16 protein-coding genes are annotated in these 15,744 nt (G+C 39.3%); 14 read left to right on the top strand and 2 right to left on the bottom strand.

What is annotated here, in order from left to right:
- The first annotated feature begins 693 nt into the window (after positions 1–693).
- From QHG54_RS04835 to QHG54_RS04770, 14 genes are all read left to right on the top strand, one after another.
- The gene (locus tag QHG54_RS04835; protein WP_406603943.1) at positions 694–2,007 is read left to right on the top strand and encodes a Ppx/GppA phosphatase family protein; all 1,314 of its coding nucleotides are present in this window, start codon (positions 694–696) and stop codon (positions 2,005–2,007) included.
- Between the two features lie 33 nt (positions 2,008–2,040).
- A complete protein-coding gene (locus QHG54_RS04830; protein WP_317992720.1) occupies positions 2,041–2,769 on the top strand; it encodes an RlmE family RNA methyltransferase in 729 nt (242 codons plus the stop codon).
- A gap of 171 nt (positions 2,770–2,940) precedes the next feature.
- Positions 2,941–3,966 (top strand): GTPase ObgE, encoded by a 1,026-nt coding sequence (gene obgE, locus QHG54_RS04825; protein ID WP_317992721.1) that lies wholly within the window; start codon positions 2,941–2,943, stop codon positions 3,964–3,966.
- 1 nt (position 3,967) lies between these two features.
- On the top strand, positions 3,968–5,107 hold the full coding sequence (proB, locus tag QHG54_RS04820; RefSeq protein ID WP_317992722.1) for a glutamate 5-kinase: 1,140 nt from the start codon (positions 3,968–3,970) through the stop codon (positions 5,105–5,107).
- Between the two features lie 49 nt (positions 5,108–5,156).
- The gene (locus QHG54_RS04815; RefSeq protein WP_406603942.1) at positions 5,157–6,413 is read left to right on the top strand and encodes a glutamate-5-semialdehyde dehydrogenase; all 1,257 of its coding nucleotides are present in this window, start codon (positions 5,157–5,159) and stop codon (positions 6,411–6,413) included.
- A gap of 29 nt (positions 6,414–6,442) precedes the next feature.
- The gene (locus QHG54_RS04810) at positions 6,443–7,036 is read left to right on the top strand and encodes a nicotinate-nucleotide adenylyltransferase (RefSeq protein WP_317992724.1); all 594 of its coding nucleotides are present in this window, start codon (positions 6,443–6,445) and stop codon (positions 7,034–7,036) included.
- Positions 7,037–7,096: 60 nt separating this feature from the next.
- Complete coding sequence (gene rsfS, locus QHG54_RS04805; RefSeq protein WP_317992725.1) at positions 7,097–7,540, top strand: ribosome silencing factor; 444 nt, start codon at positions 7,097–7,099, stop codon at positions 7,538–7,540.
- 1 nt (position 7,541) lies between these two features.
- Positions 7,542–8,024, top strand: coding sequence for a 23S rRNA (pseudouridine(1915)-N(3))-methyltransferase RlmH (rlmH, locus tag QHG54_RS04800; RefSeq protein ID WP_317992726.1), 483 nt, complete (start codon positions 7,542–7,544; stop codon positions 8,022–8,024).
- A gap of 96 nt (positions 8,025–8,120) precedes the next feature.
- Positions 8,121–9,401, top strand: a complete 1,281-nt coding sequence (locus QHG54_RS04795; protein WP_317992727.1) for a peptidoglycan DD-metalloendopeptidase family protein — start codon at positions 8,121–8,123, stop codon at positions 9,399–9,401.
- A complete protein-coding gene (locus QHG54_RS04790) occupies positions 9,391–10,701 on the top strand; it encodes a S41 family peptidase (RefSeq protein ID WP_317992728.1) in 1,311 nt (436 codons plus the stop codon). The genes QHG54_RS04795 and QHG54_RS04790 overlap by 11 nt, the downstream gene beginning before the upstream one ends.
- A gap of 41 nt (positions 10,702–10,742) precedes the next feature.
- Positions 10,743–11,264 (top strand): RNA pyrophosphohydrolase, encoded by a 522-nt coding sequence (locus QHG54_RS04785; protein ID WP_317992729.1) that lies wholly within the window; start codon positions 10,743–10,745, stop codon positions 11,262–11,264.
- A gap of 134 nt (positions 11,265–11,398) precedes the next feature.
- The gene (locus QHG54_RS04780) at positions 11,399–11,959 is read left to right on the top strand and encodes an invasion associated locus B family protein (protein ID WP_317992730.1); all 561 of its coding nucleotides are present in this window, start codon (positions 11,399–11,401) and stop codon (positions 11,957–11,959) included.
- Positions 11,960–12,316: 357 nt separating this feature from the next.
- Complete coding sequence (locus QHG54_RS04775; RefSeq protein WP_317992731.1) at positions 12,317–12,610, top strand: YggT family protein; 294 nt, start codon at positions 12,317–12,319, stop codon at positions 12,608–12,610.
- A gap of 24 nt (positions 12,611–12,634) precedes the next feature.
- Positions 12,635–12,961: a DUF167 domain-containing protein gene (locus QHG54_RS04770; protein ID WP_317992732.1), complete on the top strand. Its 327-nt coding sequence runs from the start codon at positions 12,635–12,637 to the stop codon at positions 12,959–12,961.
- Positions 12,962–13,000: 39 nt separating this feature from the next.
- Here QHG54_RS04770 and ppa read toward each other — a convergent pair whose 3' ends face one another.
- Both ppa and typA read right to left on the bottom strand, forming a co-directional pair.
- The gene (ppa, locus tag QHG54_RS04765) at positions 13,001–13,531 is read right to left on the bottom strand and encodes an inorganic diphosphatase (RefSeq protein ID WP_317992733.1); all 531 of its coding nucleotides are present in this window, start codon (positions 13,529–13,531) and stop codon (positions 13,001–13,003) included.
- Between the two features lie 68 nt (positions 13,532–13,599).
- A complete protein-coding gene (typA, locus tag QHG54_RS04760) occupies positions 13,600–15,426 on the bottom strand; it encodes a translational GTPase TypA (protein WP_317992734.1) in 1,827 nt (608 codons plus the stop codon).
- Between the last annotated feature and the right edge of the window lie 318 nt (positions 15,427–15,744).

The raw sequence follows: 15,744 nt of genomic DNA, 5'->3' as shown, positions 1-15,744 counted from the left end.
GGCTTATTTATAGAGTGAATTGCATTATTCATTAACAGTAAAAAATCATTGAGGGTAGCTAATTAAAACTGAAAATAAGTAAGAATACTTACTTTTGGACAAGAAATATGTCAATTTTTCTGTTTTTGTAAAAGTTTATACGGTTTTTAAAGCTATTTTATCCAACATCAACAGGTTGCAATTGAAGTACTTTAGTAGTCTTAAGGGTGATAGTGTAATTCCTCAAAATTCTTATATATTATGGATACAAAGAAGAAGAGTGGTTTAAGGAATTCCTTGGAGTATAAGTTTCCCTTTTTAAATAAAATTGCCTTTAAAGAGAAACCTTTAACAATCTTCTTTCTGGTGGGTATATCTCCAATATTTTTTACAAGAGAGTTTCTTAAAAACACATTTAACGCGAATTATACAAAAAGAGCTGGGAAGTTACAAAAATGAATGCCAGCATAAACGATTAATTTATAATTCCAAATCTATAAAGAGAACTATGCTGTTGCGGAAAATTTTTATTTTTTAAAGATCAAAACATTCTTCAGACGCTTGAATGATGCTATCACGGAAAATTTTGATGATAGAAAATAATAATATTTTTTTTATATTGGTAATTTGATACAGCATTCTTAGCTTTAGTAATGAGCAGGAAAGTTCTCGCGTTTGTTTATTTGGAGATAAACCCTCAAGGGATAAGAAAAAATGGCCCCTTTAGATTACGGTCCAAAAGAGTCAAAGCGAGGCAGAGTGTACGATACTAGAGCAGTGCAATTGCGTGATCACCGTGGGTGCAATAAAAATAATCATTCTGCATTTTTACTACAGACAAAGGTATGTTCTCTTTCTGCCGATATAAAGAAACAACAGCGGAAAAGACATTGGAAACAAAAACAGGTGCTTATTCAAGCGAATACAGTTTGTGAATTCCAAGGGCGAGCAGTTGTGGGTGTCAAAAAAACAAAAAGTCAAAAAACACTTTTTCTTCCACGGTTCTCTCAATTAAAATCTCCACCTCTTTATGCGGCACTTGATTTAGGAACGAATAATTGTCGTCTTCTTATCGCATCTCCTAGTAAACCAGGGTATTTTAAGGTTGTTGATGCTTTTTCACGTATTGTACGGTTAGGAGAAGGTTTGGTAAGCAATGGCTTTCTTAATGCACAAGCTATGGATCGGGCGATTGAAGCGTTAAAAGTTTGTCGTTTAAAGCTAAAACAAAGACACATTAAGCGTTATCGCTTGGTTGCAACGGAAGCTTGCCGTTCGGCAAAAAATGGTAGACATTTTATTCAACGTGTTTTGGAGGAGACTGGCCTTAAATTAGAAATTGTTGATCGGAAAACAGAAGCGCGTTTTGCTGTTTCAGGATGTAGCACGCTCGTTGAACCGAATACCGATGCAATTGTACTTTTTGATATTGGAGGTGGATCATCAGAAATTGTGCTCCTTGATGTTTCCAAAAAGCGTTCTTTGCATTTAGCTGAACAGATTAGGGCTTGGACTTCTCTTCCTGTTGGTGTTGTTACACTTGCTGAACGTTTTGGAGAGAATGATATGAGTTTAGATGATTTTGAAAAGATGAAAAACTATGTACGGGGTTTTTTAGATAAATTTTCAGATCGTTATAAATTGGGATCTCTGGCTCAGGGGTCAAAGTTTCATCTTTTGGGAACTTCTGGAACGATTACGACTTTAGCAGGAATGCATCTTAATCTAGAGCGTTATGATCGCAAGCAAATTGATGGCATTTGGATGAATGATGCAGATATTACTCTTATGATGCAACGCTTATTGTCATGGGATATAAAAAAACGCGTAGCAAATCCTTGCATTGGGCGAAAAAGAGCGGATTTAGTTTTGGCTGGTTGCGCAATTTTAGACGTTATTCGAGAAGTTTGGCCCAGTCAGCGTTTAAGAGTTGCAGATCGTGGGTTGAGAGAAGGAATTTTGATAGAGCTAATGTTACGCGATGGTGTATGGTGTCACCATAGGAAGAGAAGAGGCTTCAAGCGTTAGCCAGTTATCAGAATATGGAGAAAATGAATATTTATGAAAAAAACAACGAAAACACCGACTGGTGGATATGGTGGCTCAGGATCACATGAATTATATCAGCGCGTAAAGAAAAAAGCAGGAACCATTAAAGCATCGTCGCGGCGGTGGTTAGAGAGGCATCTCAATGATCCTTATGTCCATCAGTCGAAAGCAGATGGTTATCGTTCGCGTGCAGCCTATAAGCTAATCGAAATTAATGAGCGCTATAAGTTTCTCAAAAAAGGTCAAAAGATTATTGATCTAGGGGCAGCGCCAGGAGGATGGTGTCAGGTAGCTGGGCGTATAGTAGGGTCAAGTGACGAGAAGCCTAGCGTGGTTGGTATTGATTATTTGCATGTTGACCCATTGCCTGGGGTTGTGATGCTGGAAATGGATTTTTTGCATGCAGATGCACCGCAGAAATTAATTGATGCTTTAGGGACAAAGCCGGATGTCGTGCTTTCTGATATGGCTGCACCAACAACAGGACATCGTCAAACAGATCATTTAAGAACAATTTATTTATGTGAAGTTGCTGCCGATTTTGCTCTTTCGGTTCTCAAACCTGGAGGGCATTTTCTAGCAAAGGCCTTTCAAGGTGGAGCAGAAAATACCCTTCTCACTACATTGAAACAGAATTTTAAAACAGTCCATCATGTTAAGCCGCCTGCAAGCCGAACAGAATCAGTTGAGCTTTATCTTCTAGCACTTGAATTTAAGGCAAAAACACAAATTCAACGGTAACTTCTTTTTTCAGAAGTTTTAACTCCCCTTACAAATTTAAATGTAAGGATATTTTCAACCAGTCTTCAGTGAATTTATTTATAGTTTTTCTTTTGTAAATGATGAAAAACTGGTAAAACTGATACATTGCCTGTAGAGGTAAAGGGATTGATTCCTCGGTGAGCGTTTCCAATGAAATTTCTTGATCAAGCTAAAGTCTATATTCGTTCTGGTAATGGGGGAGCAGGGGCAGTCTCATTCCGTCGTGAAAAATTCATAGAATTTGGGGGCCCTGATGGGGGCAATGGAGGACGTGGTGGTGATGTTTGGGCTCTTGTTGTTGACGGGCTTAACACACTGATTGACTATCGTTACCAGCAGCATTTTAGAGCTAAAACAGGGGGGCATGGCAAGGGGCGTAACATGACGGGTGAAAAGGGTGATGATATTATCCTTAAAGTGCCGGTTGGGACGCAAATTTTTGAAGAAGATAATACGACATTAATCTGTGATTTAACGGAAGTTGGACAACGTTACCGTCTTGCAAAAGGTGGGAATGGTGGTTTTGGGAATCTTCATTTTACAACATCTACGAATCGAGCACCTCGCCGTGCAAATCCGGGATTGGCTGGAGAAGAACGCATATTATGGCTTCGTTTAAAGTTAATTGCTGATGCGGGATTGATTGGTTTGCCAAATGCTGGGAAGTCAACTTTTTTAGCATCAGTAACGGCTGCAAAGCCAAAAATTGCAGATTATCCTTTTACCACTCTTTATCCTCATCTTGGTGTTGTACGTGTTGATGCTCGGGAATTTGTTTTGGCTGATATTCCTGGTTTGATTGAAGGGGCACATGAAGGCGTGGGGATTGGAGACCGTTTTTTAGGGCATGTAGAACGTTGTCGTGTTTTATTTCATTTGATTTCTGCTCAAGAAGAAGATGTGGCAAAAGCATACCAGATTGTGCGTCATGAACTCGAAGCATACGGAAACAATCTGAGTGATAAGACTGAAATTGTAGCTTTAAGTCAGATAGATACTCTCACCGTTGACGAGCGTAAAACCAAACAAGAGGTCCTGCAAAGAGTAACGGGTAAATCTGTGATGATGTTTTCGGCGGTGAGTCGCGAAGGTTTAGAAAATGTGCTGCGTGCTGGTGCACAGATTATTGAAATGGCACGCAAAGAGGATATCGATGGGGATATCAGGATTGAGTAAGATGGCAGTTGGATTGCAGAAGCTCTCACACTATAAACGCATTGTGGTCAAAATTGGATCTGCGCTTTTGGTTGATCCACAGACAGGTTTACGAGCTCAATGGCTTAAAAGTTTGATAAATGATGTTGTTGAGTTGCGTCAAAACGGCGTTGAGATCTTATTAGTATCTTCAGGCGCTATTGCTTTAGGGAGAACATTACTCCATCTCCCTAAGGGTGCTTTAAAGTTGGAGGAGAGTCAGGCATGTGCTGCTTTGGGTCAAATTGAATTAGCTAAAACCTATGGTGATGCGCTTGCTCAATATGGGTTAAAAACGGGTCAGATTTTGCTCACTTTATTTGATACGGAAGAGCGGCGACGTTATCTCAACGCACGTGCTACGATTAATGTGCTTTTGCGTTTTGGAGCAGTGCCCGTTATTAATGAGAATGATACAGTCGCCACGAGTGAAATTCGCTATGGTGATAATGATCGTTTAGCTGCCCGTGTGGCAACGATGATGGGGGCAGATCTCTTAATACTTTTATCAGATATTGATGGTCTTTATACGAAGTCTCCACAGCGTGATCCAACGGCTGAATTTATCCCCTTTATTGCATCAATCACGAGTGATATCGAAAAAATGGCAGATGTTGCTGCTTCAGAGTTTTCTCGGGGAGGAATGAAGACAAAGCTTGATGCTGGGAAAATAGCGAATTCGGCTGGAACGGCTATGATTATTACTTCAGGTAAGCGTATGAATCCTCTTGCGGCGATTGACAAGGGAGAGCGCAGAAGTTTTTTTGCTGCTGCTGAAAAGCCTATCAACGCTTGGAAAACGTGGATTTCTGGTCATTTAGAACCATCTGGTATTTTGACGATTGATCAGGGAGCAGTTAAAGCTCTTGAATCTGGAAAATCCTTATTAGCTGCAGGAGTTGTAGCGGTTGGCGGCATGTTTCATCGTGGAGATACAGTTGCAATTGTTGATGCAAATGGGATTGAGATTGCTCGTGGACTTGTGAGTTATGGCAAAGATGAAGCTGTACGCATTATGGGGCGTAAAAGCGAAGAAATTGAATCTATACTTGGATATGAAGCGCGTTCTGCTATGGTGCATCGTAATGATATGGTTTTACGCTGCTTGACCCACTCTGCTTAAAAAAGGTATCTTTTACCTTGTTTATTGTTTTCGCAGAGTGGATAATACTATGACTTTAGAAGAACAAATGAAGGAGATGGGGAAAAAAGCACGTCATGCCGCCGCGGCGTTGGCAGTTATGTCTTCTGAACAAAAAAACCAAGCCTTGGAAATGATAGCTTTGGGTTTAGAGGCTCAGTCAGATGAAATTTTAAAGGCTAATCGTCAAGATTTAGCGACTGCTGCTCAGAATAATTTAAAGGCAGCGATGATTGATCGATTGAAGTTAGATGAAGGGCGTTTGCGTTCAATTATAGAGAGTGTCCGCCAAGTTACGTGTTTGCCTGATCCTGTTGGACAAGTGATGAGTGAATGGACACGTCCAAATGGGCTTCATATCAGCCGTATTCGCACACCTCTTGGTGTAATTGGTATTATTTATGAGAGTCGACCAAATGTTACCATTGATGCAAGTGTTTTATGCTTAAAAGCTGGAAATGCTGCAATTTTACGGGGTGGTTCGGATAGTTTTCATTCTGCTCATGCACTTCATTCGGTATTGGTGAAAGCATTGGTAGAAGCTGGTTTACCTAAAGATACCATTCAAATGGTTGGAACGAAAGATCGCGATGCTGTTGGAGAAATGCTCAAGGGATTAGATGGAGCAATTGATGTGATTGTGCCTCGTGGGGGAAAGAATCTTGTTGCACGTGTTCAGTCTGATGCACGTGTTCCAATTTTTGCACATTTAGAGGGACTTTGTCATATTTATATTGATAAATCAGCAGATTTAAGTATGGCGCGTGATATTGTGTTGAATGCAAAATTGAGGCGTACGGGCATATGTGGAGCTGTTGAGACAGTTTTAATTGACAGGCAAGCATTAAACAAGTTTTTTTCCGTTCTTGTTTCTTTACAAGAGAAGGGATGTGAAATTCGCGCCACAGAAGACATCGTTTCGTTAATGCCAGAGGCTAAATTAGCATGTGAAGAAGATTGGTCGCAGGAATATCTTGATGCAATTCTTTCTGTTAAAACGGTTGAGGGTGTTGAGGGAGCCATTGCCCATATCAAACGTTATTCATCAGGACATACTGAATCGATTATTGCTGAGGATATGGAAGTGGTGGAGAAATTTTTTAATCATTTGGATTCAGCCATTTTACTGCATAATGCATCTACGCAATTTGCTGATGGAGGTGAATTTGGTTTTGGAATGGAAATTGGTATCGCGACAGGAAAAATGCATGCGCGTGGTCCCATAGGCGTTGAACAGCTGACATCATTTCAGTATCATATTAAAGGAAATGGACAGGTTAGACCTTGAAACAGCCCTTTTTCCCATGGAAGGATCGTATGCCACATGTGGAAAGGTCCAATGTTGTTGGTCTTTTTGGCGGGTCCTTTAATCCACCACACGCAGGGCATCTTCTTGTTGCAAAAATTGCAATTCGACGTTTGCGTCTTGATCAATTATGGTGGATGGTAACTCCAGGCAATCCCTTAAAAGATTGTACACATTTACCATCTTTAGAAGAGAGAATGCGATTAAGTGTTGGGCTCGTTGATCATGCAAAGATTCGCGTAACGGGTTTTGAGCAGGCGATAGGCAGTACAGTGTCAGTAGATACGGTTTCCCATATTCTTGCGCATTACCATGGGGTACATTTTGTTTGGGTTATGGGTGCAGACAGTTTGGCAACGTTTCATCATTGGTTTCGGTGGCGTGATATCGTATCTATGCTTCCTATTGCGGTTATCAATCGTCCTTTTGCACATATGTCAGCACTCTCTTCTCCTATGGCACACATTTACCGTTCTTTTCGTTTAGATGAGAGAGAAAGTATACGGTTGCCTTTTATGAAACCACCTGCGTGGACTTATTTGCATGGTCCTTTGTCTTTTCAGTCTTCAACGAATCTTCGTTTAAAGGAGAATTATTTTTCTTGAACATTTTATAAGATTCTGCTTCTCTTTTTGGAAAAGTTCTTCTTTTTTCTCTATGTCTAAATGATAAGAAAGGATATTAATCTGGAAAACATTTCACAAAAATACTCTTACAATATTGTGCCTGCGACAGGAAAAAAAATCTTTTCTGTAGCTGCTGGTCTCAAAGTTATTCTCAAGAGTTTAGAGGATACAAAAGCAGAAGATATCATCTCCATTGATATCCAAGGGAGGTCGTCCTTAGCTGATTACATGGTCATAGCTTCCGCAAATTCACAGCGTCATGTATCTTCTGTTGCTGACCATTTGTTATGTACTTGGAAAGACAATGGATATGGTCGAGCGAGCGTAGAAGGGCTTGCGGGAGGTGATTGGATATTGATTGATACAGGCGATATTATCGTTCATCTTTTTCGTCCAGAAGTTCGTCTGTTTTATAATTTAGAAAAGATGTGGCTCGCTCCTGAATTAAACAATACAAAATCGGTTCTCTTTGGAGATCATTGATATGCAAATTTCTATTTTTGCTGTTGGTCGCATGAAAAAGGGAGCGGAGCACGAATTGGTGCACCATTATTTGGACCGTTTTTCTAAAAGTTCTGGAGCAGTAGGGTTTCATTTTAAAACACTCCAAGAGATATCAGAAAGTCGTGCTCAGACAGCGTGTCAGCGCATGGAAGAAGAGGGGAGAAGACTTATTGGATTTTTGCCTGAAAAGTGTCAATTAATTGTTTTAGATGAACGTGGAAAGTCGATTTCATCATCTGCTTTTGCTGAAAAGTTGGGATTTTATCGAGATGAAGGTGTTCGTGATGTAATCATTGCTTTGGGAGGGCCTGATGGACATAATGAACAGATAAGAAATCGCGCTGATTTTCTTTTGTCTTTTGGTCTTATGACGTGGCCGCATCAAATTGCGCGTATACTTCTTACAGAACAGCTTTATCGTGCTGTAACAATTGCAAGCAATCATCCTTATCATCGTTTTTAACATTTTTGTGCAATTTTTAGCACTTATTTATGTATTTATTAATATTGTTTTAGCTGACACCATTTAAAGCATCTCTACTGTATACTATGAGGCTTAATGGTTAGACAAATGAAGAAGCTTCTTCATAAAAAGATGCAATGTTTATATGAGGAATGCGTGATATTTGTCGTGCTGTTATTGAGTATGGTTTTTTTCTTGTCTGTATCGCATGCCGAAGATACAGTGAGTGGTGCAACAGCACATAAAGCGTTGGAAGAAATTCGCCAAAGTATTTCTCTCTCGCGTGAGCGTGTTGCTTTCCTTGCTCATCAAGTTGAGCGTTTAAAAAAAGATCAACGCGCTTTAAGCGACGAATTAATAAAAGCTGCTAAAATAGAACGTACAGTAGCAAATGATATTGCCGAAAGGGAAGAAAAGCTTAAAAAAATGATAGTGAAGCGGGCACAAGTTCATCAAAGCTTAAAAAATCGTCGTGCTGAATTTGCAGAAGTTCTTGCCATCTTAGAACGTATGGGATTGAATCCTCCTCCTGCTCTTCTGGTGCGTCCTGAGGATGTATTAGCTTCTGTGCGGAGTTCTGTTTTATTAGGGGCTATCGTACCTCAAATGCAAGAGAAAACACAGGCTTTAACAGAGAGCCTTAAGGAGTTGACCAATTTGAGCAATGCAATTACTATGGAATATACGGCTTTAAAAACTAAAATGCAAAATCAAGCAGAGCAGCGAAAGCATCTAGAGCTTTTATTAGACAAAAAAGCCAAGCTACAAAAAAAATCTGAAGAAGAACTTATAGAGCAACAACAAAAAAACATTGCTCTTGTTAAAAAAGCGCAGTCTTTAGAAGAATTGATTTTAGAGCTTGATCGTCAGTCAAAACTGAGTTCTGATGTGTCAGTACAGGTACGAAAAAATTTACAATTGTTAGAGCAGAGCAATTTCGAAAGCCGAAAAGGCTCTTTACTTTTCCCTGTTTTGGGAAAAAAAATTCAACGCATTAATCATAGTTCGCAGATTACACGCTTTGGTGAAATGATTGAAACAGAATCAGAAGCTGTTATTATAGCACCTGCTGATGCTCTTGTTGCTTTTGCTGGTCCATTTCGTTCTTACGGACAGTTAATGATTCTCAATGTTGGAAATGGTTATCATATTGTCCTTATCGGAATGTCGAAAATCAACGTAACGCAGGGGCAATTTGTTCTTTCAGGTGAGCCTCTTGGTACTATGGGGATGCAATTTATTGCAAACAGTGTCGCATTGGATATAGGAAAAACTGCTCCAATACTTTACATTGAGTTTAGAAAGCAGGGTAAACCTGTGAATCCAACTCCTTGGTGGCGGACTGAAAAAACGAAAAGGAACCAAAATGATTCGTAAAGTTATTCTTTTGGTCGCTGGGGTATTGCTCGGCGCCAGTTCAATGATCATGGTGCAGTCTGTTGCTGCGAATAATGAAGGTGATACTTATAAGCAGCTGGCCATATTTGGCGATATTTTTGAGCGCGTACGTATGCAATATGTGACGGTTCCAGATGATAAAAAGCTTATTGAAAATGCTATCAATGGTATGCTCACATCGCTTGATCCCCATTCATCTTATATGAATGCTCAAGAAGCTAAGGAGATGCGTGATTCTACGAAAGGAGAATTTGGAGGACTTGGTATTGAGGTGACCATGGAGAAAAACTTAATTAAAGTTGTTTCCCCGATGGATGATACACCTGCCTCAAAAGCGGGTATTTTGGCAGGGGATCTCATTTCAAAAATTGATGGTGTACAGACGAATGGCCAAACATTGAATGAAGCTGTTAATAAGATGCGAGGCGCTCCTGGAACACCGATTACGTTGACAATTATTCGTTCTGGTGTCGATAAACCGCTTGAAATTAAGGTTGTTCGTGATATCATTAAGGTGAAGGCCGTGAAATATCGCGTTGAAAATGATATTGGATATCTAAGGCTTATCCAGTTTTCGGAGCAGACTTTTGGCAATCTTCAGACTGCAATTAAAGATATTCAGTCTAAAATTCCTCAAGATAAGTTGAAGGGTTATGTTCTTGATTTGCGACTTAATCCAGGTGGTCTCTTAGATCAGGCTGTGAGTGTTTCGGATGCCTTCCTCAATACAGGTGAAATTGTATCGACCCGTGGGCGCAAAAAGGATGATGTCACAAGATTTGATGCTAAGCCAGGGGATATCATCAATGGAAAGCCCCTTATTGTGCTCATTAATGGTGGTTCAGCAAGCGCTTCTGAAATTGTCGCAGGTGCATTACAAGATCATCGTCGTGCTACAATTTTGGGTACCCAATCTTTTGGCAAGGGATCTGTTCAAACGATTATTCCCTTGGGTGAAAATGGTGCTTTACGTTTAACAACAGCACTTTATTACACGCCAGCTGGAACTTCAATTCAGGGAACTGGGATCACACCTGATATTATTGTAGAGCAACCCCTCCCTGAAAAATATAAAGGTTATGATGTAAAACTTGGTGAATCTGAGTTAAAGGGGCATATCAAAGGGAAACGAGAAAGTAATAAAGGATCTGGTTCAGCTGCTTTCGTTCCGCAAGATCCTAAGGAAGATACCCAATTGAATGAGGCTTATAAGCTGTTACGGGGTGAGATGGCACATGCAGCATTTCCACCAGATCCCAATAAGGATGTTTTAAAGTGAGAAGGAGTGCGTACAGTTTATGTTTTTGGGGGGATGATTGAATGGATAAAGTCGTTAATTTGAAAACTCTTCCTTATCGGAAATGTGTTGGAATTCTTGTCTTTAATCATGAGGGTAAAGTTTGGGTTGGGCGCCGTTTAATGACGTGCGCTCATATAGAGACGGAAATATCTAATCGTTGGCAACTCCCTCAAGGAGGAATTGATGAGGGTGAAGAGCCATTAGATGCAGCGCGTCGTGAACTTTACGAAGAAACGGGTATTCGTTCTATAAAGCTGATCAAGGAAGCACAGGATTGGTTCCATTATGATTTTCCACAAGAACTTATTGGAGGTGTATTAAACAATAAATACCGTGGACAAATGCAAAAGTGGTTTGCTTTTCAGTTTACAGGAGAGCGTTCTGAAATTATGGTCAATCCACCACCAGAGGGTAATAAAGCAGAATTTGATCAGTGGAAATGGGCTGATTTGGAAATTCTCCCTTCGATCGTTATTTCTTTTAAAAAGCATGTTTATATGAAAGTTGTTAACGAATTTCGAGGTAGCCTTATAGGATTATAAAAGTTATATAATTATAGAAAGCTTTTTTTATAAGAGAGCTTTATATTATGTGTAAAGATACTTTATATTATTATGCATAAATCTTCAAAAAGAATAAACGTAATTTTCTTTTATGTAAAGAACTGGAATATAAAATGAAAAAATTATTTAATTTATTTATAGTTTTTACTCTTTTGAGTATTTCTTCTGTGGCATTTGCATCAGATTCAAAGTCTGCTGCAACGAAAACTCCAGCAGCTACATTGCCAAATGGTGCTTCTTCTTTAAGCGAGACCTATGGTTTGTGGAGTATTAACTGTGGTATACAGGAAGGGAAAAAAATTTGTTTTATGCACCGTCAGGAAGTAAATGACCAGAATCGTGTCGTTTTGGCTATGAACATTATTCTTAATGCTGATGGTGTTGTATCTGGTAATTTGACGGTTCCTTTTGGCATTTTGGTTTCCAAGCCTGTTCGTTTACAAGTAGATGAGGGGAAAGCTGTTATCGAAACCGGTATTCGGACTTGTGTACCAGCAGGTTGCATTGTTCCAATAGTTTTTGATAAAAATTATGTAACAGCTTTACGTTCTGGAAAGCATTTGAAGTTAGCTATGACCATTGCTGCTCCAGGTGAACCAGCTTTGAATGATTTGTTCGTTCAGCTGAATGGTTTTAGCAATGCGCTGAACCGTTTGACTGCTTTGCAGAAATAATCTAAAAATAAAACAAAGACGGCCTTAAAAGGCCGTTTTTAGTTTAAGTGTTTTTTGCAGCAAGCTTATAGCTAAAATGGCAAAGCTATTCTATAAGAGATGTTCAAAGTTTTTTGAAGATTCTTAGAGCGTTTGCTGTTATTTGTATTTTGATCAGCTATTTTTTATTCCGCAATTTGTTTCTTAGGTTTTATCATCATTATGATACAGAGATGAAGAATGAGTTCGCATTTCTTGTTAATAGAAAAAAGGCATTAACGTATGGGGTATAAAACACCATTGTTTGATAAATAGGTTTATTTTAATAAATGCTTTATATGTGATCTTTTGTTCTGTTGATTAAAAGAGGGATAAAGAGTGATTTATGCATTGCTTCAGGTGATTGATCTTATTTTCAAAATTTATATTGATATTTTAATCACAAATGTTATTTTCTCTTGGCTTTGTGCGTTCAATATTGTTAATACACGCAATCGCTTTGTTTTTCTGATAGGCAACTTTCTATATCGCGTTACGGAGCCAATTTTGGGCCGTATCCGGCGGGTTCTGCCAAACCTTGGAGCGGTTGATATTTCACCCATTGTAGTGTTCATAATTATTTATTTTATTCGCACCTTTATGTGGCACGCTTATGCAGGCATTTACCTATAAAAGGACTACATTAGGTGAACAAAGATGTTTTATCTAGTTGATAAGAATGGCTTGATTCTGTTTGTATACTTAATTCCCAAGGCTTCAGTTGACAGAATAATGGGGGTTGAATGCAGGGATGATGGAAAGCAGCAGTTGGTCATACGCCTCCGCGCTGTTCCTGAAGACGGAAAAGCAAATAAAGCACTCATTAAATTTCTGGCCAAGCAATGGAAAATTCCATCTTCTTGTATTTCTCTTAAGAGTGGTGCAACATCACGCTACAAACAGCTTTATTTTTCAGGATATTTAGAAGAGCTAAAGAAGATATTACAGTCTTTAACAGATATACCTCTCCATAAAAATGAGTAAAAAGCCTGTTCAAAAAACAGGCTTTATTCTTTAGAGTAGTTATATTTCTTTATTGCGCTCAATAGCTTTCTTAATTAATTCGCGTGCACAATCTTTATCACGCCACCCCTCAATTTTAACCCATTTGCCAGGCTCAAGATCTTTGTAATGTCTGAAGAAATGCTCAATTTGTTTTAGAGTAATTTCGGGAAGATTTGTATAATCATGAATGTTAATATAGCGTTGTGTTATTTTTGGAGTAGGGATAGCAATAATTTTTTCATCTTTACCTCCATCATCTTCCATCATGAGGACGCCAATTGGGCGAACATTGATAACACAACCAGGAATAAGTGGACGAGTGTTACAGATGAGTACATCAATTGGATCACCATCTTCGGAAAGTGTATGTGGAACGAAGCCATAGTTACCAGGATAGACCATTGATGTCTGCAGGATGCGATCAACAAATAACGCTCCAGATTTTTTGTCCATTTCATATTTTATTGGCTGCCCACCAACAGAGACTTCAACGATAACATTGATATCTTCTGGCGGATTCTTGCCAACGGGTATTTCCTTAATATTCATGTAAATATCCTTTCTGGAGTATAATGAAACGCGATACAAGAAAATATTTGACTGAGAGAGTCATAAAATTAGGTTGAAATTGATAAGCGTGTTTTTTCAAAACGTTTACGTTCATTAGGATCTAGATAGAGTTTGCGTAGACGAATATTTTTAGGGGTTACTTCTACAAGTTCATCATCCTGTATCCACGATAGAGCACGTTCTAACGTCATTTTAAGTGGAGGTGTTAATTTTACGGCTTCATCTTTTCCGGAAGCGCGCATATTGGTTAGCTTTTTTCCTTTTAAAACATTTACTTCTAAATCGTTATCACGTGAGTGTATACCAATAATCATTCCCTGATAAACTTTAACACCAGCATCGATTATCATAGGTCCACGATCTTCAAGATTAAAAAGAGCATAAGCAACAGATTCACCATTATCATTTGAAATCATAACACCGTTGGTACGTCCACCAATGTCTCCTTTATAAGGCTCATAGGCATGGAAGAGACGATTCATAATTGCTGTACCACGTGTGTCAGTTAAAAGCTCAGATTGGTAGCCGATAAGACCTCGCGTTGGTGCATAAAAGACAAGACGTACACGATTGCCGCCAGAGGGACGCAATTCAACCATTTCGGCTTTACGTTCGGACATTTTTTGAACAACAGTTCCTGAATATTCCTCATCAACGTCAATGACAACTTCCTCGATTGGTTCTAGAGTTGTTCCGTTCTCATCTTTTTGCATAACGACACGTGGACGTGAAACACTAAGTTCAAACCCTTCACGACGCATATTTTCAATGAGGACTGCAAGTTGTAATTCCCCTCGTCCTGAAACATAGAAAGAATCTTTATCGGCTGATTCTTCAATTTTTAGGGCTACATTGCCTTCAGCTTCTTTTAACAAACGATCACGGATGACACGGCTTGTTACTTTATCGCCTTCAGTTCCAGCAAGGGGGCTATCATTGACGAGAAAGCTCATAGTAACAGTGGGAGGATCAATTGGTTGAGCAATGAGAGGTTCATTGACCGCAGGATCACAGAAAGTATCAGCAACTGTGCCTTTTTGTAGACCCGCAATTGCTACAATATCACCAGCAACACTTTCTTCAATGGGTTGCCGCTCCAATCCACGAAATGCCAAAATTTTTGAAATACGCCCAGTTTCTAAAAGTTTTCCGTCTTGTCCAAGGACCTTGACATTTTGATTGGGTTTAATAGAGCCCGAATGAATACGGCCTGTAATAATTCGTCCCAGAAAAGGATCTGCTTCAAGAATAGTTCCGATCATACGGAATGGTCCTTCTGCTACACTCGGAGAAGGGACATGGCGCGTTACAAGATCAAACAAAGGACTCAATCCTTGATCTTTCGGTCCCTCGGGGGCTTCAGCCATCCATCCATCACGGCCTGACCCATAGAGAATAGGAAAATCAAGCTGTTCATCGGTTGCATCAAGAGCTGCAAAAAGGTCAAAAACCTCATTAATAACTTCGTCAGCGCGTGCATCAGGGCGGTCAATTTTATTAATAGCAACAATAGGGCGCAATCCTACTTTCAATGCTTTGCCAACAACAAATTTGGTTTGCGGCATAGGACCTTCAGCAGCATCAACAAGTACAATTGCTCCATCTACCATGTTGAGAATACGTTCAACTTCACCACCAAAATCAGCGTGGCCAGGAGTGTCAACAATATTAATTCTGGTATTTTTCCAAACAACAGATGTTACCTTTGCTAGAATTGTAATTCCGCGTTCTTTTTCAATATCGTTTGAATCCATCATACGCTCGCTGGTGCGCTGATTATCACGGAAATTTCCTGATTGCTTGAGCAGTCCGTCTACGAGCGTTGTTTTCCCATGGTCAACGTGGGCGATAATGGCAATGTTACGCAATTGCATCAATTTTCTTCTTTTCGTTTAATGAAATTTCATTTGAGGTAAAGCTTTTGCGTCCCTTACCTTACTATTACAAAACGTTTTACATGTTTTTTTATAATTTTGGAAGGGGAGGAAATATTTTTATGGAAAAGTGTTTGAAAGGTTTTTGATGCTCTATGATCTTCGGGAGGTTTTTCCAAAAACTTTTGAGTTTGTGAGCATTTCACATAAGGTATATACTAAGAAAAACATAATACAATTTTACGATGAAGCGCGTGCTCTAGCTGTTGCTTGTAAATTAACATTAAAGACCCAATGCGGTTCTTTTCTAGCAAGTGA

Source organism: Bartonella gliris (assembly GCF_045277155.1).
In the GTDB taxonomy this organism is placed as follows: domain Bacteria; phylum Pseudomonadota; class Alphaproteobacteria; order Rhizobiales; family Rhizobiaceae; genus Bartonella; species Bartonella gliris.
Note: the sequence above shows the minus strand (reverse complement) of the source record. Positions and strands in the feature narration are given on the sequence as shown.